Genomic DNA, 20,902 nt, shown 5'->3' with positions numbered 1-20,902 from the left:
GCAACCGTCACGTTGCCGACAAGACCTCCGTGGCCTCGGCTTTCGCCGAGCTTTCGCAGGGCTTTTCGAATGGCCTTGGATGAGACTTGGCTGTAGATCTCCATCGTGATCGAGAAGTCCGCGTGTCTGAGGATCGCCATCGCGATCCGGGGATGCACGTCCAGGTCGACCAGGAGCGAAGCGCAGGTGCGTCGGGCGTCGTGGACGGTGATCTTTGGGACGCCGGCGTGGTCGATGCGGCTGTCGTAGGACCGGTTGAAGTTCCGCGGCTCGACGGGCAGTCCGTAGCGGGTCGTGAAGATCATGCCGGTGTCGTGCCACGCCTCGCCGGCCGCCTTCTCTCGGGGCACCTCCTGTTGACGGTGGCGGCGCCGCAACGCGGTGACGCAGATGGCCGGCAGAGGTAGGGGAGTCTCGGAGGTGCTCGCGTCTGATACGAAACTTGGCTTCAACACAGACGACGACGGTCTGTTCCTGGTGAACCGCGCGACGGGGGAGACGTACCGGTCCCCGTCAGACAAGGGGAGGAGCGTCGACTATGGGTACGTCGGGCGTCTTCCTCGCCCCGACGGTCGCGGCAGCTTCACGCCATGGGCACGCTGGGGGCTGTCCAGTTCCTCGAAGACCATCTTGACGACCTGTACCGCGAGGTCAAAAACCGGCGCTTTTCGGTGCTGATCGCATGCGAGTACGACAAGCGGAAGCGCACGATCAAGAGCGTCGAGGCCCTGACCCCGGTGTACCGCGCCGAGGGCGTGGCCTGATGCGCGTCTCTGTGGCGTCCGAGGCGGGGTCCCCGACGACGCCGAACGAGGACTGGGGCGTCGCGACTGAAGGGCTCATCGTCGTGCTCGACGGCGCGACGGCCCGCACGGGAACAGGATGCTCGCATGGCGTCGCGTGGTACGCCGGCAAGCTGGGCTCGGCGTTGACCGGATTCGCGACGGACCGTGACACCTCGCTAGGCAACGCACTGACCCTGGCGATCCGTTCCACCGCCGACCAGCACCGCGATTGCGACCTGGAGCACCCCGGTACACCCTCTGCGGCGACCGCGATCCTGCGGTTGAACGGCGACAAGGTCGAGTACCTCGTCCTCGGTGATGTCTCAATCGTCATCGACGCGGTCGACGGTGTCGACCAGACTGCCAAAGCGGAACGCGCCGAGGCGGACCGGCATCCGTTCGGGTCGGCCGAGAAGCAGGCCGCGCTGCTGCGGATGAAGCATGCCGAGCTGGCGGCCCGCAACACACCGGACTACTGGGTTGCCGCCGCGAACCCCACCGTCGCGATCCACGCAATCACCGGATCACTGCCACTCGGTGAGGTGCGACGAGTCGCCGTCCTCACCGATGGCGCAGCGCGCATCGTGAACCTGTTCGAGCTCCTGAATTGGCCTGGGGTCCTCGACGTCCTGGACCAGCACGGCCCAACGGAGCTGATCCGCCGAGTGCGCGCCGTCGAGAGCGCCGGTCCGACCTGCATGCGCTGGGCGCGGAACAAGAGCAGCGACGACGCCACAGCGGTCTACGCCTGCTGACGCGCTAACGCGGTGGAGGGCGCGTCGCCGGCTGCCGATCATGTCGGGTCTCGGGACCTGCGTGAAAGATCGGTATCAGTACGGGCGTAACAGGGCGCTACGCTACGCGGGATCTTGGTGTCGCTCATCGGCTTGAACGGTGGCTGTCCTCCGACGAGAGGGTGACGTGGGAACGTTCGGAACCGGGCCATTCAGCAGTGACGGTGCCCTGGACTTCCTCGAAGAACTCGCCGAACGGCCGACAGAGCAGCAACTGGACGCACTCCGGCACATGTTCACCTACGTCCTGGCCAACCGCGACCGTCTCTGGCGAGAGTTTTTCCCTGACGAGGTCGTCGCCGCGGCAGCACTTGTAGCCGCGACGCTTCCTGGCGGGGAGCACCTACAACACCGCTTGACGGAACTGGCGGAGCTGGCGGATGAGACAGACATCGCGCTGCTTCCCGCGTCAGCGTCGGGTCTCGCCGCCCCTGCACTGGAGGCGTTGCTCTTTGTCGCCGCTCCCGACGGGCCGTGGCATCAGGGGTGGACCACCGAAGCGGACCGACTCCACGCGCAACGGACCATCGACGACCTCGTGGCTATCCTTCGGGCGGCGATCTAGCCGAACTTGTCACCCAGGTCCCGAGACTGATCTGTCACGGAGGTCCTGACACCCGACAACCGGCTGCCGGTCAACCGGTGAGAACTTTCTGTACGTCTTTAGGGCAGCCCTTGACGGGCCGCGCGCGCCGCTGCCTGGGCGCGCGCCGGCCGCTGCCGCTGTCGCTCTGCGGCCGTCACGCCTGATGCCCGGCGGCTGGCGCGGAGGGCGGGGATCCCGGTGGGCCGCCGTAGAACGACAGGCCGTTGACCGGTGGTGGGGTGGGCCGGCAGCGGCCGGGCCGCGCGGCGTAGGGGAGCGGACGCCGGCCGCGTCGGCGAGCTGGCGGCGGTCGCGGGGTTGCGGCTACTGCGCCTGCGGCGGGGGCGCTCTGGCTCCAGGATGGCCGGGGGCTCCGTCGGTGGGTCACCGTTCGTGGGTGGTTGCGGTAGGCATCCCGTCTGCCATCGACCCGGACGAGCCGAGCAGACCACCGCCCGACCCGCCAGCGTCCGCACGAACCGTCAAGGTCCGCTTGACGTGGCGGGCCGGGCGGTAGCCCGTTCCACGGAGTGCGGATCGACGGCATACGGGATGCCGACCGTCGCGAGAGATAGCCCTTCGTGCCGGCTCAGCCAAACCAGGAGTAACCGGTGTCGCAGAGCGCTAACAATCCCGACTGCGCGAGCGCTCAACGGCGGATCCGACCCCGACTTCATCCACGCGCACGAAACGTCAGCTACTTGCCGTACTCCGGTTCACAGGTAGCCGTTGAAGGCGCGCAGACTGCCACGTAGCTCGGAATAACTGCCTTGTGCTGGGCACCTTCATATTCGTAAACAAGCTCAACGCCGCGGCGTGCGGTGCGACCCGGCGCGACGACCTCGTACCCGATCTGGAGCTCTATCCAGCGATCCTCGCCCTGCTTCGGCGGCTGAACGATGAGGCCTTCGACGGGTACTGCGCCTGCCGCGTGGGGCAGCGTGGGCGGAAACCCCGGTGCCTCCTGGAACGATCCGATCTTGGAACGCGATGGCAACATGCCAGGGTTGATCCGCGCCAGAATTCCAATCACTCGCACGCTCCCGCCATCATCCATGAGTGGCCTCGCCGAGATGAGGCGCAACGGCCGGCGCGCCTGTGGCGTCACTGCGATGATGTTCAGCCCATCGGTGAACGTCGTACCGACGTCTTTGGAGGTCTGCCAGCCGTACGGTGCTTGGTCCGTTTTGAGTTCGTCGCCCGGAGGCTCGGCGTCCGTACGGCAGTACACCGACGCGAGAACTGCGATCACGCAAAGCAGTGCAAGTGCGACGAAAACCCAAGGTTTCTGGCGAGCCCACCTAGACCGCGCATCAGTGATCGGGATTATCGTGTCGTTCAAGGTGCGCACCAATCTGGTACCGCGGAGGGCCGTCCGGCGCTTACAGGCGGATGAGCACGTTACCGCTCCGCACAAGGCGACGAGGTTACCGCCTGCCAGGACTACGAATCACGGTGCCACTGGGTGACTAGCTGGGTGACAACGAGCACGAGCAAGGACGGACGGCCGTGGACGCTGGCGGACCGTTAGGGCAGGTCCGGCTTACTTGTCTACTCAGCTCATCGACGGTTGATTACCTGAGACTCGACACAGTGTCGGGACAGTTGCCTGGTCTCGCATGACGGTTGACGGAACGGCCTCGCCTGATCCCTACATGATCACGACCAAGCTGACCGACCGAAGGGCCTGCGCGGACTGGCGATGACATGGCGCTGCGCGACGTCCGCTCATGGCACCCCTCTGTGTCAAGTGATGATCAAAAGGGGTGTTCTAGGCTGGGGTTCGGCGGGTCCGGGAAGTGACTTTTCCGAAGTGTCGATCTCGGGGTTCAGATCGGCCGCGCTGGATTCTAGAGTCGCCCCCGCGTGTCCTCCCGGACCCGTCCTGGCCAGCTTCGCGTCGGCCACCATCCGCCGATAGACGATGTCGGATAGGCGCCGCTTCAATGCCCGTAGGGCCTCCATCGGAGTCTTGCCCTCGGCCAGTCTGCGCCGGTAGTAGCGGCGCCCTTCGGTGTCACGGCGTAGCTGGACGATGGCCATGATGTGCAGTGCGCGGTTGATGCGCCGGTTCCCGGCTCTGGAGAGCCGGTGCCGGTTCTGGTCGCCGGACGAGGCGTCGATCGGTGCGGTGCCGTTCCACGAGGCGAAGTGGGCGCGGCTGGTGAACCGGGCGATGTCTGCGATGTCGCCGATCAGGCGGGCGGCGCCGGACGGTCCGATGCCGGTCAGGTCCATCAGCCGGCTTCCGGTGCTGTTGACCAGGTCGGTGAGCTCCTGTTTCGCGATTTTGATCTTCTTGTCGATGACGACGAGTTCGCCGATCAGCCCGGAGGCCAGCCGGCGGCGGGTCTTGCCGACCACGTCGCGCGGGCGCACGGTGCCCAGCAGGGCGCGGGCCTGCTGGGCGGACAGGTCCTTTTTCGCGCCGCCGGGCACCAGTTCGAGTAGCAGGTGGTGCAGCCGGGAGACCACGTCGGTGCGGGCGCGGCCGAGCTGGTCACGGCGGTCGACCAGCAGCCGTAACGCGACCGTGGTGTCGTCGGTGACGACCTGCCGCAGACCTTCGGTGCGCAGGGCGACCACCGCGACGCTGCGGGCGTCGACCGGGTCGGTCTTGCGGCCCTGGCCGGTGGCGAACACCCGGGCCCGGGCGGACAGCTTCGCGGGAACGTCCACGACGGTCTCGCCGTCAGTCACCAGGCGTTGAGCGACGTGCCGGCCGATGCCGTTGCAGCCCTCGACCGCCCAAAGGCGGTCCTTGTGCCTGCGACCGGCGGCGAGCATGGCCTGGTAGCCGTTGCGGTCGGTGCCGAACCGGCCCTGCCGAGCGACTTCTCCCGTGCGTTGATGATTTCGATGGTGGCCGAACGCTTATGCGGGTCCACGCCGATGATGACCTGAGCCATCCTGTCCTCCCTCGATCCGACGATGCAACGTCGACGGGAGGGCACCGCTACCTTGAGCCGGGCAGTCCCCTCTTGAGCCTCTCACCGCCGCGGTGACCGGCGGGGCGCACGCCAGATGAGAGCCACACCAAACATCGGTGGGCAGCCGCGATGAGAGCGACCCCACCGGTCACCTCGACCAAGCCTGGCCGGGCTGCGGTCGTACCACCAGTCAATAGGTAGCCGCGAAGCGAGCGGTTTGCCGGCTGGTGCCAACCGGCGGGTTCCGCACCTGAGCCATCAATGATCTTTCGGATGTGCGCGAGTAACCGATACACCGCGAGTCGCCGTCAAGGAAGCCGACCTGGTAGTCTCGCTCGGCGCGCGTCAGAGATCGGTCCAGCTTCGATCGGCGATGCGACCGCGCGCATGCCCTGTACGCCATGTGCGGACGCCGGCGAGGCGGACGGCCCGACCAGTCCTCGGCGAACGGGCTACGGCGGGCTTCCGCCAAGGCGGCGGCCCGTTCTCGCGCATGCACTATCCATCGATGGTCGACGTCGGTGATCAGACTGAGCCGGTAGCCGGCAGGGCAGGCGTTGGCCCGCCCTGCCGGCTCCAGAGGCGAGCAAGGCGATCACTTGGGCGGGTCATGGTCTCAAGGTCTCGAGGCACAGGATCAGCACTTGGCCGGATTCAAAAGTCTTCCAGAAGACGTCGTCGGCTGCCGGGGAGCCGGAGCATGCCTCATTGAGGACTTCCTCTGTCACCGGGCTCGGCCTTATCTCGCTGTCCACCACTCGCCTGCGCGCGGCCGGATCCTCACAGGTGACGATGCGCGCGTCCTCTGCCGTCTCCCCGGCTACGCAGTCCCCAATCTCGGCGGAGAACTCCCTCACATCCCGTACGCTGCGGACGAAGCCGAGGACGCAACTGATCGCGCCAACGACGGCAAGAATCGCGACCGCAACCGCCACGAACGCCCGTAGCCCCGACGCCCGAGATCCCTGTCCAGCGGGCAACGACATCAGCACTCCAACGAAGTGTTGGCAGGGTCGGTGGCATCCAAGGTAGAGTTCGCCGTCAACCGCTGCCACACGACGCCTGTTGATCCGGACGTCGACCCGGACACGTTCTGGGGCGTCCAATGCACATCCGGCCGCGGCGGCGATCGCCGAACTACAACCAGGCGAGCGGGCCGACCGAAACCCGGACGGCGCCTGGAGCCGCCGATGAAGAGCCCGCCGCTCCTCGACCTGCCGAACGCGCCCGCACTTGCAGATCACCAACTCTCGACCAATCATGATCAGACGCACGCATCTCGGCTACTTAGAGACTTCCTGCAGGACCGATGTCCGGCCAGACTCGGTCCAGGTGCTCGGCGAGACGCTCCCACATTGCGGCTGCCCACCCCACCGAAGGACGCGCCTACTTCGACGCGAAGAAGGCCACCGGGAAGACCTCTACGGAAGCCATGTGCGCCCTGAAACGGCGACTGTCCAACGTCGTCTACGCCCGCATGGTCGCCGACCAGAAACAACGGCAGGCGGCAGGCCGGGAGGGCACTCGGGGACGACTCTGCAATCCAGCGTGACCGACCTGACCCCGGACATCGGCCCTTCGGACAAGCCACTTCCCGGACCCGCCACCGGCCAGCCTAGACTCCTGGCTCCGGCAGCGCCTTGACATAAAGGGGTGCCATGAGCGGACGTCTCGCAGCGCCACGCCATCCAGTCCGCGTAGCCCTTGGGTCGGTCAGGAAGCAAGGCGGTGGAGATCAGCTCCTCCGCGCTGGAATGGCGGATGACGCTCACTCGTCAGCGCACGTGCTCCGGCTTGGGGATGCCCGCAGAAGAAACTGGCGGAAAGAGTACGGCTCAGACTAGGTCGCGCCAGAACTCGACGCTCGCTTTCGGCTCCCACCGGTTTTCGCCTGTGCCCGTGCGACCGAACTCCCGGTCGATGTAGTCGGCGAGATCCAACCCGTAGTAGATGATGTCGGTCTGCCACATCGAAAGCACGGGATGGCCGAAGGCGCCGGGCTCACCAGGCAGATACCGATGCCCGTATACCGGCACCATCTTCGGAACCTGCGCCAGCATGCGCGTCGCTGTCGCCAATGCCGCTGCGGTATCGCTTGGGCGTGAACCCCAGCCGTCGTACCAGAAGCCGTTGTTCTCGACGTCGAACAGCACTCCTTCGCTGGGCCAATCCAGCCGACTACGCAGCTTGTCACGGTCACCGTTACGCCAGTCGGGCCACGGCTCCGCGTATGCGTAGATCACACCTGGCTCGCGTGGCTCGGGCCGGGTGTTCACCGGAAGTCCTGCGGACAGGAAGGCCCGGTGGTCGGCGGCAAACCGGAACCCGAATTCGTGCTCGATCCGGTCAAATTCCGAGTCGGTGAGTCCGGGGTCGACCGCATAGACGGAGCTGAGCCGTAGCCGCCGCATTGCTTCCTGACCGAGACGACGACCATCCTCACCCGGTTGATCAAGCCCTGCCATCACGACGCGAGACTCTACCCCGTCAACGTGTCACGGATCTGCGCCGTCGTCATCGCACCGAAGCACTCACGTCGACACGTCCGTACACCAGCAACTGGCACCGACGTCGTCTTCGGTGACGAGCGCTGCACGGCATGAGGGCGCGCCGGCACCCGTACGCGTGCCGGGCGAACGGTTACGGCGTTCGCGAGGGCTCGACCGGGCGGCTGCTGGTGTTGTATGAGTTCTTGGCAGCGACCACGGCCGCCTGGATGTGCTCGGGGTCGACGCCGTGCACGTTGAGCGGCGGGTGCACACGCCGGAGAAGTTCGGCCTCGATAGCCGCCGGCTCCGGGTCCTCCGCCCAGGTCAAGCGCAGGTGCGCGTACATCCACGCGGTCAGCCGCGTCTCATCCTCAGGGACCAGAACAACACGATCCGTCCAGGTCGTCCGGTAACCCTCGGACACAAGAAGCCCGGCCAATGTACGGCGCAAAGTCGAGCTGCCCGAACGCCTCAGATGGTTACGCAGGATCCGGCCCCGCAGGCTCGTCGCCCGTCCGAGATACAGCAGCCGTAGCGACGGAACGCTTTCATTCGGCGGCCCGGGGAGCTCGGGAAAGATCAGAGGACCAGCCCACCAGGCGTAGACACCGCTGCCACGGCTGAGCCGCTTGACGGCGACATCGAGTCCTACCGGCACGCCGGAAAGCAGCCGCAGGGCCTCTTCGACCCGGGCTCCATCGGCGGGGACGTCGTCGAGTCGCGTTTCGGGAATGGTCATCGAGACCATCCTAGGCGTCCCGGGCGGATCGTGGCCCGGGGCTGCAAGGACAGGATGCTCCACGCAAGATTCGGCAGCGCCGCGATCGGCGGCCACAGATACTGACTGACCGATCAGAAGGCCACGCATTGTCGGCGGCATGAGCGTGCACGCCAGGCGACTCGATCGGCGGCAGGTGTCGCAGGCAACTACCTTGGCGGGTCGCGGCGGAGCGGGGAAGATCGACCGTGAGGTGACCCACGTGCGGACGCGACTGCGGCAGATGCGAATCGGTGCACGGACCTTCGTGTGGCGTGCGGAGATCCGGCACGTCCAGGGCAGCGGTGACTGCCACCGGTGCATTCGGCTGCGGGTGTGGGGCGCTGGGAAGACGAGCCAGGCACTCCAGGCGGATCTGCTATCGGTCGCCTGGCCAGCGCCATGGGGGGCATGCGCCACCGACGGCGCCTATCCGACGCCGGCCGACGTACGAGCCGTCATCAGCCACGCCTTGGAGCACGGATGGCAGCCTGAGAGGCGCGGCGGAACGTTCGTGCTGTCCGAACACGAACACGCGGCCGGGTTCACCCTGCCCGATTTCCTTCTGACCGATCGGCTACGGACTCCCGAGAGCGCCGATCCCACGGTCCGAGTGATCCGCGCCTACGAGCTTCGTCATCGAGCATGACGGTCTTCCGCACATCGGCTACTTAAGACTTGGGCCAGGATCGGTGTCCGGCCAGACTCGGTCCAGGTGCCCGGCGAGACGCTCCCACATTGCGGCTGCCCACCGGTGTCCACCTCTGCCTGCCCGGGCAGACCGTGGACCGGGTGCGGCCGCGGCAGCGAGCCTCGATGAGCGCGTCCGGTTCTGCTCAGCCGCCGACGCGTTGCGGCGATACACCCAACGTTACCGGCGCGCGCGTGCCGGAGCCGGCGGAGACGCGGCCAATGCGCCAGGCGCTGAATAACCAGAACACAACTCCACCGGCCAGCGGACGCATCAGCTTCTCGCCCGTGACCCCGAGTCACCTAGAAAATACAGTTCAGCCAGGCCTTCGCGGGTGCGGCCGATGGATAGCCTGGCGCGGTGGCGAATGACGACTTCGCCGCCACGTTGCCACGCAAGCGGATGGGGGCCGCGGTGCTGCTGTCCGACGATCGTGGCCGGGTGCTGCTGGTCGAGCCGACTTACAAGGACTACTGGGAGATCCCGGGCGGCGCGGTCGAGGCGGACGAGTCGCCGTACACCGCGGTGGTGCGCGAGCTCAAGGAGGAGCTGGGGCTGCCGGTGCAGCCGGGCCGGCTGCTGGTGACCGATTGGGTGCCTCCGCGCCCAGGCCGCAACGAGGGCCTGCTGATGGTGTTCGACGGCGGGGTTCTCACCGCGGAGCAGACGGCGCAGATCCGGCTGCCAGCCGAGGAGCTGCGCAGCTGGGCCTGGTGCACCGAGCAGGAGGCCGGTGAGCGGCTCTCCGAGCTGCTGGCCCGCAGGATCGTCGCTGCGCTGCGAACGCGGGCCAAGAACACGGCGCTCTACCTGGAGAACGGCTTGTTCGTCGCCTGATCCACTCGGCGACGTGCACAGGCACCGCGACCAGGGTTCGGGTCGCGGTGCCTGTGTGCTGTAGGTCAAGCAGCGGCCGCCACCGCGGGTGCCGGTGTCGGGGCTCCGCCGGCGGCGGCGAGCAAGGTGACGCCGCCGGAGCGGTACAGGCTGTCGTGGATGCCGTCGGCGTAAAGCAGGCCGGTCAGGTCGGCGCGGGCCTTGGCGATGCGGTGGTGGCGTTGGAAGCCGCTTGCGCCGATCAGCGGGGCCAGGCCGGCGACCGCGGCGACGGCGGCGTCGACGCCAGCGGCTTTGCCGAGCCGGGCGAGCAGGCCCGCGTCGGGGTGACCGGCCGCGGCGAGCCGGCTGGCGGTCAGCGCGGTGAGCAGGTGGGCGGTGATCTCGGCGTGGGCGCGGCCCAGCGTGATCAGCGCGTTGTCGCGGATCCGGGGCAGGATCCCGACGTGGCGGCGAGCGGTTCTCTGGGTAGGGTCGCGGGACCTAGGCTGTCGTCGCCGGTTGGCTGAGACACTTGGGGTTACGGTGAGTTTTGACCTGTACGTCTGGCACGAGGACCAACCGATCACTGCGGCCGAGGCGCGGGCAAAGCTAGAGCGCTGGGGCGACGGTGGAAAAGATCTATTCGCCACCCATCCCGCCGTGCGCCGGTTCTATGACGCACTGCTCGATCGCTTCCCGCCCCTGGAGAGCCTCAGCGATGAAGACATCGACCGGCTCGGAGTGTGGAGCATGACCCCCGAGCGTTCCGACGCGATCGTGGCCGTCTCGTGCGTCTGGTCGCGAGCGAACGAGGTCGGTACAGCCGTCCTGACGCTCGCCACCGAGCACGGCCTGGTGTGTTACGAACCGGGCTACCACGTCGTAAACCCGAACGCGCCGGGCTACGCAGCGCCCTTCACGCTTTCCTCGGAGAGCTTGCCGACGATGCCCGACCCCGACGCGCACCGATTGGAATGGATCATCGGCCAAGTCGGCAAAGACAACGGCTACGTCATTCTCGAACGCGCCGACGGATGGTTCGTCCAGGTGGGCTACGGCGACGCTGCGGGAGTACCCGCCGGGACATACGCACTGGAGTATCAGGAAGGTTCCATCGACCGGCACTTCCGCTGCCAGACCACCGACCGCGAGGCAGCCGTGCGGCTTCTGCAGGAGTTCCGAGCCGGCGACGACACGTGGAAGCGCCGCCACCTGTGGGCACCGCTCTGACCAGTCCCACAACCGTTCATCCAGCCGTCAAAGTTGTCTGGACGCATGCCCTGCAGAGTCCACCGCCCTGAGGCGCAATCGGCGGCACAGCGTGCCCGTCGAGTACGCGAGCATGATCATGTGCACTGTTCTCGGCACGTCCACAGCGCCGCCACCCGTGGACAACGGCTGCGCTCAGTAACGCGCGCTCGGCGGCAGATCCGGGTGCGCGATCGTGGAGAGTCGGATGTGCGCGTATCCGCTCAAGGTGCTCGCGGCTACGTCGTCGTGGTGACGTGCGCTGCGAGCAAGCGCCAGCCTGCAGCTGTCTTGATCCACGTCCGGGTGTAGCGCACGTGCGCGACAAACGACTCGCCCCTGAGCCGGCCCGCAAGCCTTCCTCGAAACAAGGTGACCCCGGTGTCGCCGACCACGACGGTGGTGAGTTCCTCCTCTGTCACTTCGGTCAACACCTGCTGGCCCGAGCGCTGCAATTCCAAATCGTCTTGCTTCGAGTACCAGGCTCCATCCGGGCCGGTGAAGACGAGACGGTCATCAAGGAGTTGGTCCAGTACATCGGCATCCGCCGCGAGCTGCGCGGCCTGCAGTCGTCGGTCGGCCGCAGCCAGGGAGTCCATATCGGTCACGAGATTCAGCCTCGCCGACCCGACGGCCGCGACCAACTCGTTCTGCGCACGGCGAACATCAGGACCACTGATCTACGGTCCGCCCCACCTGCGCATTCAGGGATGTCCGGCCGGTAACCGTGGCGTCCCGGCGCAGGTTCTCGCCGCACTTCATCGCCTCGCGCGCTCTACGGACCGGCACGGGGCGGCCAACCTGCCGCTGTCGTGTCCCCCGCTGATGCTCGACAAACTCAGCGAGACCGGGACCGAGGGCCTAACGGCCCGTGACCCTGAATCCCCGCATCGCTGCGGCAGAAGCGTCCACCCGATCATCGAACGCCGGCCGCGCCCAGCCGGCCTCACTGTATGCCAGCGATCCATGACCACTGCGGCGGTCCGGCACCGACGCCTTCGCGCCGGAAGCAGGAGGCGGAGCTGCTCGCCTTATTGACCAGCGCCAGCCTCTAACCGCGTGCTGCCCGGATGGCCACGGGATACGCGGTCACCCGGCCAGCCGGCGGCACCCCGCCCGGCTGTGCGGCAACCCGGCCTGCCTGAAGACGAGCCCACAGCTTCCGTTCGTCGGATCCCAGAGCTGATCGTTTGCGACCAGGGCCCGAAGCAGCGCACGCTGCGTTTCGGTCAGCGGCCGGCCCTTCCCATACGGCGTGGGGAACGCGAACCGCACCAACGCTCCCCAGCCATCGTCGAAGCCGGTCCAACTGTCCCGCCTGGCAACTTGGCAGGCAGCCGCAGCGATCGCTTCGAAGTCGGCGGCGATGCGGATCGCTGCGGCGACCAGCTCGGATCGATGTAACCCAGGAGGCGGCGGGTCCGCCAACGCGGCCAGAATCAGATCCCGGCTCCGCGGGTCGTCCTCGTGGGCCAGCGCAGCCCGCAGCCTTACCGCAGGGTCCAGGTCGGTGAGCCGATCGCGGACGTCGACGTCGAGCCGGGCGAGGCAGTGAACCCAATCCGCCTGCGGCCCGGCATCGCGTTCCGCCCACTCCAGGACGAGGACGGCTAGTTCCTCCCGCCGGTCCGCAAGGCGCGGTGTGCGGACGATCGCCACCAAGTTCTCTGCGCGGAACAGGGCCCGGTCCGGCGGGGATGCCACGAGCAGCGGAAGCACCACCGGATACGCCTCCGCGAGCGCGTCAGCAAGGTCCGGCAGCACATCGGCGAAGTAGCGATCGTCGGCCAGGCCGGTCACGCTCAGGGCCGCGTCGCCCAGGAACTCCAGCAGCGATTCGACTGTGTCCGGGTGTGCACGCCCGTTGGCGAGCAGCGTGGTCAGGGCCCGGACGACCGGCGCGGTCGCCGTCCGGGGAAAACCCTGGTGCAGCACGGCGATGTCGAGGTGGTCCAGCGCCGCCGCGCGAGCCTCGGCGTCGCCGGACTCCAGCGCTTGCAGGTGCTTGGCCGTATCGGTGGCCCAGCCGTACGCGTGTTGGAGCCGACCCCAATCAACCGTCACCGTGTGTCCCTCGCCCGTCGTCGCCGTGCGCGCATACCGATGATCACACAGGAGGTGACGCTCCTCGGCATCCGCTCATCGGCACCTCCGCGCGTCGCCACCTCCGCGCGTCGCCACCCGTGGACAGCAGGCCGCGCTGCGCGACGTGTGGTCCGCGGGTAGAAGAGCGTGTTGCGTCGGCATGTGCGTCGGGGCACGTCTCGTTGCCTCTGGGGCTTGGAGGTGATGGTCCACGTGCCCGATCAACCAGCCCTGGGGAGGGGATGCCTCCAGAGTGCGGCGTGCCGGTCGCGCCGCCGCCTGTCCGGTCATGGCGTCGGGTGGTGACCGAAGCCGGCCATCGGCATGCCAACCGCTTTCTCGTACCGCACTACATCGCTGAGATCGACCCGCCGCCCGTCAGCGAGGCTCCGGCACGACGGCCACATGATCGACTGCAGTCCCGGATGCTCGACGAGGCGGAGCGACTCACTCGACTCCAGCTCCACCCCGTTCTCGTCGCACCAGGCGACGACAGCGGCCCAGAACCGGTCCACCGTCTCCCAGCCCTCCACCGTCCGGGGCCCGCGCAACGGCAGCAACTCCTCCGTAGTGAACAATCCCTCCGTCCCGTGCGACGCCGCGTTCTGAAGATTTTCGAGAAAATCCAGCGCGATACGCGACGCGTCGCCCTCCTCGGCCAGCAACTCCTCGACGACGGCAAGGGTTGCCCTGACCCGCCCGCTCCTACGCCGCACCACGTCCATGCAAGTCCGGCCAGATCACCGAGGTAGCTCGGGTGCCTGGCGGCGCCGCCGGCGAGGACGATGACGGGCGGAAGGTCCCGGCTTCGCCCAGGGTGGCTTTCGTCGTAATGCAGTGGCGCTCCGTCGAACCCAGCGTAGATCGGCACCGCATCACCCTAGTCAGGGTCCACCGAGGCGCAGCTCGTGGAACACCCGCTCATATGCCGGCCGAGTCAGCACTTCGTGACGCCGCGGTGCCGGATGATCCCTGCGTGGAGATTCTGCATCTGCTGCAGGCTGGAGTGACCAAGCCGCACCCAGATCGGACGGCCAGTGCAACGTGGCTGGCCATGGTGTACGACAGCACCAGGGCAGTCGGCGGTGTGGTCACGACCTCGGTCGAGGAGCCGACGGTCGGCCGAAATCACTACAGGGTCGGTGTGCGACTCCGTGATGGCAAGCCGTTGAGCATCCTCTTCAACGCTGCGGCCTTCCTGGTCGCTGGAGCCGAACAGCAAGATCCCTACATGATCAACGCGGTGTTCGTTGACGTCCCCGGCGGGGACGTCTACCGCCGCGCAGGGCTGCGGGTCGCCACCACGGCAGAGCTGAATCAACCGCTCAACGACCGACACCTGCATCTTCTTACCGAAGAAGAACGGCGGGATGTCGCCTACCACCAGCCGAGCCGGCTCGGTGACCTGCTGTTCAACTGGTTCGACTGAGCTGCGCCTCCGCGCTCGCCGTGCGGCAGATCCGGTCGTCATGCGGTTGAACACAGTTGTGTTCGCGACTCCCGTGCTTCTGGCCAACCAGGTGACAGACCTGCGCGGGAGAATTAGTCAGGCCAGCGCGGATGACGTCGCAGACTTGGCCCAGTTGTTGGGGCGAGACACCCTGAATGAGGAACCAGCACGGCAGTCCGTTGACGCCTTCGCAGCGGACGTCGCGCAGTGGTCCGCGCACCAGCACTCGCACGTAGCGTTCGTTGCTCGACTCCTCCGTGACCGTCCACTCCGGTCGCAAGGCAGTGCAGGTGTACGATCGGCTGGGCTTCGAGTCGTCTCGACAGTTGCTGTACCGGCGGCGCGTTAGTAGGACGTCGCGCTTACCTGCATGTCCGGACACTCCGAGGGCTGCTGCTGGGTTGGTCACGCTCCTCATCGCGCCGATCGCGGCATGGCTGCTCAGACGGACAAGCACGTGCCATCGTGCAGCGTCCCAGCTACGCCGGCCGCCTCTCTCGAGGAGAGCACGTAGCCGAGCACGCAGGCGCCTCCAACTCGCGCGGCGAACACGAGCCCCTTGCCCTCGGTGATGTCGTCGGACCGCGCGAATCGTACGACATGGTCGACCAGACCTACCCGGTTTAGCGCGTTCCGCAGCTCGCCGGCGTCGAGTTCGTCGCGACTGCATCGCCCGGGTCCACCGGCCGCAGTCGTCACGCAGACCGACGGCTGCCGATCGATCAGGGCCGACACCTCCGTTCGGAGTTCAACGGCGGCGAGTCGAGCGGCCTCCCGCGCCGCTTGGCTCGGGGTGCTCCGGCCCGCCGCGACGGCGACGTCCCAGCATGGATCGGGCACCGCTCCGGTCGGTTGCGGGGGTTGGAAACAGGTGATGGCTCGGGGGGCGGTCGGTTCTGTCGCAGTGCTGCCACCATCACTGGTCTGGACCAAGATTGGCACGCTGAGCGAAACGACGGCAGAGAGGACGAAGGCAGCACCGAGCGCTGCCGCAATGACGGCCGGTCTCGGTGAGCGCCAATTCATCCGCTAGACAATACGCATGACGGGTTCGGCTTGCCGAGTTGGACGAGGTGCCGGCTGGGTTGAAGGTATCGAGTCCTTCGCCGCTCTGATCCCTACTTCCTAAGCCCGGCTACCCCGCCAAAGGGTGACGCAGTCATCTCGGCTACTTGCTTCATTGACCTACGACCGCGGCCCGGCCAGGCTTCGGTCGAGGCGCCCGGGCTGTCGCTCTCATTTCGGCTGCCCACGCTGGTCGTGTGGCTCTCATTTGGCCTGCGCAGCCCGGGCGTCGCCGCAGGGCGGGGAGAGGCTCAAGAGGGGTTTGCTCGGCTCGAAGTAGCGTTGCCCTCCCGGCTCGACAACCCAGAGTGGATCGAGCATCGGAGGACGCGTTGAGTGGCACGTCGGATCGCGTGGTCATCGGGATGGACCCGCACAAGCGCTCGGCCACGATCGAGGTCATGGCCGGCGACGAGGCCGTCGTCGGCGGCGGCCGCTTCGACACCGGCCGGGCCGGCTACGCGGCTATGAGGAAGTACGCCACGCGGTGGCCGAACCGGGTCTGGGCGATCGAGGGTTGCCAGGGCATTGGCCGGCACATCGCCAACCGGCTGCTCGCCGATGGCGAACAAGTCGTCGATCTGCCACCGAAGTTGTCCGCCCGGGCGCGGGTGTTCGCCACCGGGCAGGGCCGCAAGACCGACGCCACCGACGCCCACTCCATTGCGCTGGTCGGCACCCGGATGGCGGGGTTGCGCCCGGTCGTCAACGACGAACAACTCGCCCTGCTGCGGATCCTGGCCGACCGCCGCCGCTCTTTGGGCGAGGACCACACCCGGATGGTCTCCCAGCTGCACCAACTGCTGCTGGAGCTCATCCCCGGCGGAGCGAAAAAGAACCTGTCCGCCGCCCAGGCCAAGGCACTGCCGGCCACGGTCAGACCCCGCGACGCCGTCGGAAAGGCCCGACGCCGGGTCGCTGCGGAGCTGATCAGTGACCTCGAACGGATCTACCAACGCTCCAAGCAAGCCGACAAGGAACTCAAGGAACTGGTCGCCTCCACCGGCACCACGCTGATGGACCTGCACGGCATCGGACCCTCCGGCGCCGCCCGCCTGCTGATCGAGGTCGGCGACATCACCCGGTTCCCCAACCGGGCCCACTTCGCCTCCTGGAACGGCACCGCCCCCATCGACGCCTCCTCCGGAGACCAGATACGCCACCGACTCTCCCGCGCCGGCAACCGACAGATCAACCGCGTACTGCACATCATGGCCACCGTTCAACTACGCAACCCCACCGAAGGACGCGCCTACTTCGACGGGAAGAAAGCGTCCGGCAAGACGTCAATGGAAGCGATGCGCGCGCTGAAACGACGCCTGTCCGACATCGTCTTCCGACACATGATCGACAACGCCGCGGCCACCGCGGCGACGGGCCCGGGAGGACACCGGGGAACGACTACTGACTCCAGCATGACCAGCTCACATCCCCATGCCAGCTCTTCGGAGAAGTCACTTCCCGGTCCCGCCGCCACCCAGCATAGAACCCCGCTCCCGACAGCGTCTTAACACAGAGGGGAGCCATGACCGCGCACTCTGGCCAGTACTGCGAACGCCCGGACAGAGGCAGATCAGCGCATCTCATCTTGGTGGTCGGTCGTGAGCTAGAACGGACGCTCTCAACTCCAGCAGGGATTGCGGCCCGGCAGCCACAGCCCGAACAGCGATCCGTACTCCTCGCCAGTTTCCCCGGTAAGGACGAAGTCAGGCGTGGTACCGGCCACCGCGTCACGCAAGTGGGTCAGCAGCAGCGGGGCGTTCACCAGACCCAACGACAGTGCTGTCGCGAGTTGGACCCGCTGAACAGCAACCTCCGGCTGGTCTCTGAGCTCGTCGCGCTGCAGATGCTCCGCAGCGCACTGCATTGTCACCAGATCCCCGCCGCCGGAAAACTTCAGGCAGTCCCACCAGGACGGCAGCCCGATCATGACCTGGAGGGCTTCGCCAAGGCTATGGCCGATAAGGCCGGCCTGCCCTTCGGAGCTGGCATACAAGACCGGACGAATCGAGCGGCGTTCACCGCAGAGGAAGAACGTGCCGCCAGCGAAGTCACCTGCTATGCCTTCCACGGCATGCCCGGACGACAGCCGGACAGGCTCACCGTGATCACCGCGGGTGACGTCAAACTCGCAGACCTTCCACAGCAGTTCAGCGAGACCCAGGTCTTGGCGAACCATTTCCAGGATCTCGTCATCGCCCTTCACGCGGCGGACGATAGCAGTCCGCCTGCTCCGCAATCCCGCCAGCATGCCCTCGACATCCGCTCATCGGCCCGACGAGATGTTGTCCTGATCGACCCTCCGTGACATTGCGTTCCCCACGGTCGACGGCACGACCGGAGATTGGTGCCCAGCGGCCCGCGACGACACGGCCGCGGGCGGATTGCGGCATGTCAGGATCTCGGCGTGCCTGACGATGTGATCATCACCGACCCTTGGTGGGACCTGCGCAACCCCGGCGAGTCCGAGCAAGAACAGGTCCACGCGATCACGAACGAAATGCTGCGTGAGACATCGCCGGGTCACGCCCTGCACGGCATGCCCTTCGCGGTTGTCGGACGCTCCGATGCACGCGACGACGTGCTGCTCAAGGTCGACGACCGATGGGCGCTGGTCCATCTGACGTGGAGTGGGAAATCGGAGGTACCACCGTGGCCAACGTGCGTCATGTTCGACTCGGCTAGCGACACTCAGCAGGCGCTCGCACTCGACTAACGCCCTGGCTAATCGCGCGGTATGCGGCATGAGAGTCAACACTGGTCGTAAGGACCGCATGATCGGCTCGCAGACGTCGACGATCTCTCGTTAGTCTCCTCCAGTGACCGCAGATCTACCCACGTTCGAGTTGGCCTTCCCTGGTCCGCTGCGCGACAAGCTGGTCGCTGCAGTCCTCGAGGGGACCAAGACCACCACGACCGGCCTGCTCCAGGACTACGAAATCGAAGGCGAGCCACTACCGGTCGTGGGTGCCCGAGCGGCGGTGGTCGATTCTGCTGGTCGCCGGGTCGCGGTGATCGAACTGACCGAGGTGCGTGTCAGCTGCCTCGGCGACGTGGACTTCGACCACGCCCGGGACGAGGGCGAGGGGCACGACTCGATCGCCGCCTGGCGAGCTGGCCACGAGGAGTACTGGCACGGAATGGACTACCGAGGGTGGCTGGGCAATCCAGGCTTCACCGTGAACGACGACACACCAGCCGTGCTGGAGCGGTTCCGGCTCGTCGCGACGCTTTGACCGCTCCACGCCGCACGACCATGTAGCTGCTGGGGCAACCCGCACACGCGAACCCACTGAACGTCTGACTCCAACGGTGAGGCACTCATCCCGGCGCGACCGAGCGTTCGACCCACCCACGCCTGCCACTCAACGTGACGCCCGGTCGGCGGCAGATCCAGATGTCCTGATCAAGCCTGCGTTTGCCTCTGGCTGTGCGAGTTCATGGCACGGGTTGAAGCTGAACGAGGATCATCCAGTTGTCACCATCGGCGCGGTACGTCGCCCGGACCCGGTATTCGCTCGGGCGTAGCTCGATCACGAGGTGGTTGTCTGGTTCCAACTCCGCTCCGGGCCACGCCGAATCGAACATCACGACCGGCCCGTCCGCCACCCAGCGGACATCCTCATCCGCGTCCCAATTCACGCCATCACGTACCGCTCGGCGTGCAGCGCTCACCAGGTCGTCTTCCTCGTACGCCGCTGCCCACCGCAGGAACAGCCGTTCCGAGGATAGGTACGTCGTCATTGCCGGCTCATCGCCCAGGACAAGCGCCTGCCGCTGACCTATGGCGACCACGCCGACGTAACCGTCGATTGCGCAGGCCCGGCCGTAGTCGCCCCAGCTCTCCACGGGACCATCCGTGCTGTCAGCACCGGTCCACAGCGATAGCGCCGATTGCGGAGCGACGAGCAGCGGTCCGCCAGCCGACGAAACCCACGTGTACTGCAATGACCCTACCTCCCGCAGCGATCTTGCCAGGCCACGGCGATACATGAGTGCCTGGCCAAGATGCGGCAGAAGCGGATAGCCGACGAGGCGAGTGACTCTGATCGTGTTGGCGGGTCTGTACCGTGCGTCCAATGCCAGGCAATCCGTTGACATCCCTTCGGCACGACTCGGGCGGCTCCCTCAGCCTTGACCTTCCGCCCGGGCGAGCCGTGCATGAGACCGAGGCCGGGGTTCTCGAGGAGCCGATCCTGTGGATCAGCGACACCCGTCCGGACGCGGGTCTGTGGGGATCACTTCAGGCGCGCCATGGCCGGACAGGTCTGTGGCCACTGCTGCTCGGAGGGAGGTCGGACGAGCCGGGCACCCCGTGGACGACCGGTGAACTCGACCCGCGTCTCATCAAGTCCAGCCCAGGCGATCATGACGCCGACGCGCTGCTGACTGGGTGGTGGTCTGTCTACACGGCGACGGATGGGGACTACGACATGCTCAGCGCGCCGGAGCGGCTGGCCGTCACGGCGCCGTTCGGCAATCGGTGGCCTGGGCTCGCGCCTGCCGGAACGCTGCAGGAAGACCCCGCGGCTCGGGCTGCCGAGTTCGCCGAACATCTGCTGGCCGACTCGTGGCTGACCGCGCCGCGCCTCGGGCTGAGTCCCAGTGCCCGCGGTGCGGATGCCCCGGCCGATCTGGGGTGGGGTGGGCCGTTGAACTACGAGAACGACACCGCGCAGTTCAGCGCGGTGCTGCGCAGCTGGGAAGAACGTTTCGGGGCCAGAGTCGTCGGCCTCGGACCAGCCGAGCTATACCTCAGCGTCGCTGCTCCGCCCACCAACGCAGACCACGCGCTGCGCGTCGCTGCCGAACACTTTGCGTTCTGCCCCGACAACGTGTGGCAGTCCCACACCCACACCCTCATCCGTTACGCCGAGAGCCTCACGAACCGGGCCTGGTGGTCGTTCTGGTGGGACTGAGCCGCCACGCTGGCGGTGCCGGGCAGGTTGCATGACACCGACGTCCGCACATCGGCATCCGGATGGCGGCGAGACCCGGATCGCCGTGACGGTTGGGGGAGGTGCGCCTACTGGTGTAGGCGCGTACTCGTTCCGCGTATCTGAAAGTGACTGTGCTGGGACGATGTCGCACCGTGGCTACGCCCGTAGTGTCGGCGACGCGTGAAAACTGACCCCCGGGCGACGGGCGAAGCTGGACCCCCCTTCCAGGATCGGGAGGGTGTTGAGCGTGGAGGATTGGGCGG

The 20,902-nt window shown here is 67.0% G+C and carries 23 protein-coding genes and 1 pseudogene; 13 read left to right on the top strand and 11 right to left on the bottom strand.

What is annotated here, in order from left to right:
* Positions 1–38: 38 nt before the first annotated feature.
* Positions 39–419: pseudogene (locus BLW47_RS23530) on the bottom strand (tyrosine-type recombinase/integrase); the annotation flags it as partial.
* Between the two features lie 171 nt (positions 420–590).
* On the opposite strand from BLW47_RS23530, the gene BLW47_RS25285 reads away from it, so the two are divergent.
* The 3 genes from BLW47_RS25285 to BLW47_RS23520 all read left to right on the top strand — a co-directional run bounded on the left by BLW47_RS25285 (position 591) and on the right by BLW47_RS23520 (position 2,144).
* On the top strand, positions 591–764 hold the full coding sequence (locus BLW47_RS25285) for a hypothetical protein (RefSeq protein WP_175543778.1): 174 nt from the start codon (positions 591–593) through the stop codon (positions 762–764).
* A complete protein-coding gene (locus BLW47_RS23525) occupies positions 764–1,540 on the top strand; it encodes a protein phosphatase 2C domain-containing protein (protein WP_091562510.1) in 777 nt (258 codons plus the stop codon). The genes BLW47_RS25285 and BLW47_RS23525 overlap by 1 nt, the downstream gene beginning before the upstream one ends.
* 139 nt (positions 1,541–1,679) lie before the next feature.
* On the top strand, positions 1,680–2,144 hold the full coding sequence (locus BLW47_RS23520) for a DUF4259 domain-containing protein (protein WP_091562507.1): 465 nt from the start codon (positions 1,680–1,682) through the stop codon (positions 2,142–2,144).
* Positions 2,145–2,862: 718 nt separating this feature from the next.
* Here the strand turns inward: BLW47_RS23520 and BLW47_RS24940 are convergent.
* Both BLW47_RS24940 and BLW47_RS23515 read right to left on the bottom strand, forming a co-directional pair.
* The gene (locus BLW47_RS24940; RefSeq protein ID WP_139307428.1) at positions 2,863–3,417 is read right to left on the bottom strand and encodes a hypothetical protein; all 555 of its coding nucleotides are present in this window, start codon (positions 3,415–3,417) and stop codon (positions 2,863–2,865) included.
* Positions 3,418–3,911: 494 nt separating this feature from the next.
* Positions 3,912–4,952, bottom strand: a complete 1,041-nt coding sequence (locus BLW47_RS23515; RefSeq protein ID WP_245737024.1) for an IS110 family RNA-guided transposase — start codon at positions 4,950–4,952, stop codon at positions 3,912–3,914.
* Here BLW47_RS23515 and BLW47_RS25735 point away from each other — a divergent pair.
* The gene (locus BLW47_RS25735) at positions 4,872–5,069 is read left to right on the top strand and encodes a hypothetical protein (protein ID WP_245737031.1); all 198 of its coding nucleotides are present in this window, start codon (positions 4,872–4,874) and stop codon (positions 5,067–5,069) included. The two genes, BLW47_RS23515 and BLW47_RS25735, sit on opposite strands and share 81 nt — an antisense overlap.
* Positions 5,070–5,703: 634 nt before the next feature.
* On the opposite strand, the gene BLW47_RS23510 is transcribed toward BLW47_RS25735, so the two are convergent.
* The 3 genes from BLW47_RS23510 to BLW47_RS23495 all read right to left on the bottom strand — a co-directional run bounded on the left by BLW47_RS23510 (position 5,704) and on the right by BLW47_RS23495 (position 8,323).
* On the bottom strand, positions 5,704–6,081 hold the full coding sequence (locus BLW47_RS23510; protein WP_139307427.1) for an LppU/SCO3897 family protein: 378 nt from the start codon (positions 6,079–6,081) through the stop codon (positions 5,704–5,706).
* A gap of 849 nt (positions 6,082–6,930) precedes the next feature.
* A complete protein-coding gene (locus BLW47_RS23500) occupies positions 6,931–7,560 on the bottom strand; it encodes a hypothetical protein (RefSeq protein WP_217634929.1) in 630 nt (209 codons plus the stop codon).
* Positions 7,561–7,735: 175 nt separating this feature from the next.
* The gene (locus tag BLW47_RS23495) at positions 7,736–8,323 is read right to left on the bottom strand and encodes a GIY-YIG nuclease family protein (protein WP_245737022.1); all 588 of its coding nucleotides are present in this window, start codon (positions 8,321–8,323) and stop codon (positions 7,736–7,738) included.
* 139 nt (positions 8,324–8,462) lie between these two features.
* Between BLW47_RS23495 and BLW47_RS23490 the strand changes: the two genes are divergently transcribed.
* The 4 genes from BLW47_RS23490 to BLW47_RS23475 all read left to right on the top strand — a co-directional run bounded on the left by BLW47_RS23490 (position 8,463) and on the right by BLW47_RS23475 (position 11,081).
* On the top strand, positions 8,463–8,990 hold the full coding sequence (locus BLW47_RS23490) for an integrase (protein ID WP_245737021.1): 528 nt from the start codon (positions 8,463–8,465) through the stop codon (positions 8,988–8,990).
* A gap of 402 nt (positions 8,991–9,392) precedes the next feature.
* The gene (locus tag BLW47_RS23485) at positions 9,393–9,869 is read left to right on the top strand and encodes an NUDIX domain-containing protein (protein WP_342709842.1); all 477 of its coding nucleotides are present in this window, start codon (positions 9,393–9,395) and stop codon (positions 9,867–9,869) included.
* Between the two features lie 155 nt (positions 9,870–10,024).
* Entirely contained in the window at positions 10,025–10,378 is a 354-nt protein-coding gene (locus BLW47_RS25280) for a hypothetical protein (protein ID WP_175543777.1), read from the top strand.
* Between the two features lie 16 nt (positions 10,379–10,394).
* Entirely contained in the window at positions 10,395–11,081 is a 687-nt protein-coding gene (locus tag BLW47_RS23475; protein ID WP_091562495.1) for a hypothetical protein, read from the top strand.
* A 257-nt stretch (positions 11,082–11,338) separates the two neighbouring features.
* Here BLW47_RS23475 and BLW47_RS23470 read toward each other — a convergent pair whose 3' ends face one another.
* From BLW47_RS23470 to BLW47_RS23460, 3 genes are all read right to left on the bottom strand, one after another.
* Positions 11,339–11,698, bottom strand: a complete 360-nt coding sequence (locus BLW47_RS23470) for a nuclear transport factor 2 family protein (protein WP_091562616.1) — start codon at positions 11,696–11,698, stop codon at positions 11,339–11,341.
* A gap of 490 nt (positions 11,699–12,188) precedes the next feature.
* Positions 12,189–13,163 (bottom strand): hypothetical protein, encoded by a 975-nt coding sequence (locus tag BLW47_RS23465; protein ID WP_091562492.1) that lies wholly within the window; start codon positions 13,161–13,163, stop codon positions 12,189–12,191.
* A 308-nt stretch (positions 13,164–13,471) separates the two neighbouring features.
* Positions 13,472–13,909 carry a hypothetical protein gene (locus BLW47_RS23460; RefSeq protein WP_091562489.1) on the bottom strand — a complete coding sequence of 146 codons (438 nt, stop codon included), beginning with the start codon at positions 13,907–13,909 and terminating at the stop codon, positions 13,472–13,474.
* Between the two features lie 251 nt (positions 13,910–14,160).
* Between BLW47_RS23460 and BLW47_RS23455 the strand changes: the two genes are divergently transcribed.
* Both BLW47_RS23455 and BLW47_RS23445 read left to right on the top strand, forming a co-directional pair.
* On the top strand, positions 14,161–14,613 hold the full coding sequence (locus tag BLW47_RS23455) for a hypothetical protein (RefSeq protein ID WP_245737019.1): 453 nt from the start codon (positions 14,161–14,163) through the stop codon (positions 14,611–14,613).
* A 1,451-nt stretch (positions 14,614–16,064) separates the two neighbouring features.
* Positions 16,065–17,210 carry an IS110 family RNA-guided transposase gene (locus tag BLW47_RS23445; protein WP_091562612.1) on the top strand — a complete coding sequence of 382 codons (1,146 nt, stop codon included), beginning with the start codon at positions 16,065–16,067 and terminating at the stop codon, positions 17,208–17,210.
* Between the two features lie 110 nt (positions 17,211–17,320).
* Here the strand turns inward: BLW47_RS23445 and BLW47_RS23440 are convergent, their stop codons facing one another.
* A complete protein-coding gene (locus BLW47_RS23440; RefSeq protein ID WP_091562610.1) occupies positions 17,321–17,905 on the bottom strand; it encodes a hypothetical protein in 585 nt (194 codons plus the stop codon).
* Between the two features lie 201 nt (positions 17,906–18,106).
* Between BLW47_RS23440 and BLW47_RS23435 the strand changes: the two genes are divergently transcribed.
* The gene (locus BLW47_RS23435; RefSeq protein ID WP_175543776.1) at positions 18,107–18,415 is read left to right on the top strand and encodes a hypothetical protein; all 309 of its coding nucleotides are present in this window, start codon (positions 18,107–18,109) and stop codon (positions 18,413–18,415) included.
* Positions 18,416–18,518: 103 nt separating this feature from the next.
* Positions 18,519–18,935: an ASCH domain-containing protein gene (locus BLW47_RS23430; RefSeq protein WP_091562477.1), complete on the top strand. Its 417-nt coding sequence runs from the start codon at positions 18,519–18,521 to the stop codon at positions 18,933–18,935.
* Positions 18,936–19,137: 202 nt separating this feature from the next.
* Here the strand turns inward: BLW47_RS23430 and BLW47_RS23425 are convergent, their stop codons facing one another.
* The gene (locus BLW47_RS23425) at positions 19,138–19,647 is read right to left on the bottom strand and encodes an immunity 21 family protein (protein WP_245737017.1); all 510 of its coding nucleotides are present in this window, start codon (positions 19,645–19,647) and stop codon (positions 19,138–19,140) included.
* Between the two features lie 131 nt (positions 19,648–19,778).
* Here BLW47_RS23425 and BLW47_RS23420 point away from each other — a divergent pair, with 131 nt between their 5' ends.
* Positions 19,779–20,618 (top strand): DUF4253 domain-containing protein, encoded by an 840-nt coding sequence (locus tag BLW47_RS23420; protein WP_091562470.1) that lies wholly within the window; start codon positions 19,779–19,781, stop codon positions 20,616–20,618.
* Positions 20,619–20,902: the final 284 nt, after the last annotated feature.

It is taken from the genome of Micromonospora pattaloongensis, assembly GCF_900107255.1.
GTDB lineage: Bacteria > Actinomycetota > Actinomycetes > Mycobacteriales > Micromonosporaceae > Micromonospora_I > Micromonospora_I pattaloongensis.
The sequence above is the reverse complement of the archived record's forward strand: the minus strand, read 5'-3'. Positions and strand labels throughout refer to the sequence as shown.

What these genes read in the sequence shown, in the direction of transcription:
- BLW47_RS23470 (WP_091562616.1), bottom strand. Translation starts at nt 11,698, where the DNA reads ATGGACTCCCTGGCTGCGGCCGACCGACGACTGCAGGCCGCGCAGCTC.
- BLW47_RS23515 (WP_245737024.1), bottom strand. Translation starts at nt 4,952, where the DNA reads ATGCTCGCCGCCGGTCGCAGGCACAAGGACCGCCTTTGGGCGGTCGAG.
- BLW47_RS25285 (WP_175543778.1), top strand. Translation starts at nt 591, where the DNA reads ATGGGCACGCTGGGGGCTGTCCAGTTCCTCGAAGACCATCTTGACGAC.
- BLW47_RS23510 (WP_139307427.1), bottom strand. Translation starts at nt 6,081, where the DNA reads ATGTCGTTGCCCGCTGGACAGGGATCTCGGGCGTCGGGGCTACGGGCG.
- BLW47_RS23460 (WP_091562489.1), bottom strand. Translation starts at nt 13,909, where the DNA reads ATGGACGTGGTGCGGCGTAGGAGCGGGCGGGTCAGGGCAACCCTTGCC.
- BLW47_RS23420 (WP_091562470.1), top strand. Translation starts at nt 19,779, where the DNA reads ATGCCAGGCAATCCGTTGACATCCCTTCGGCACGACTCGGGCGGCTCC.
- BLW47_RS23445 (WP_091562612.1), top strand. Translation starts at nt 16,065, where the DNA reads ATGGACCCGCACAAGCGCTCGGCCACGATCGAGGTCATGGCCGGCGAC.
- BLW47_RS23490 (WP_245737021.1), top strand. Translation starts at nt 8,463, where the DNA reads ATGAGCGTGCACGCCAGGCGACTCGATCGGCGGCAGGTGTCGCAGGCA.
- BLW47_RS23525 (WP_091562510.1), top strand. Translation starts at nt 764, where the DNA reads ATGCGCGTCTCTGTGGCGTCCGAGGCGGGGTCCCCGACGACGCCGAAC.
- BLW47_RS23500 (WP_217634929.1), bottom strand. Translation starts at nt 7,560, where the DNA reads ATGGCAGGGCTTGATCAACCGGGTGAGGATGGTCGTCGTCTCGGTCAG.
- BLW47_RS23495 (WP_245737022.1), bottom strand. Translation starts at nt 8,323, where the DNA reads ATGACCATTCCCGAAACGCGACTCGACGACGTCCCCGCCGATGGAGCC.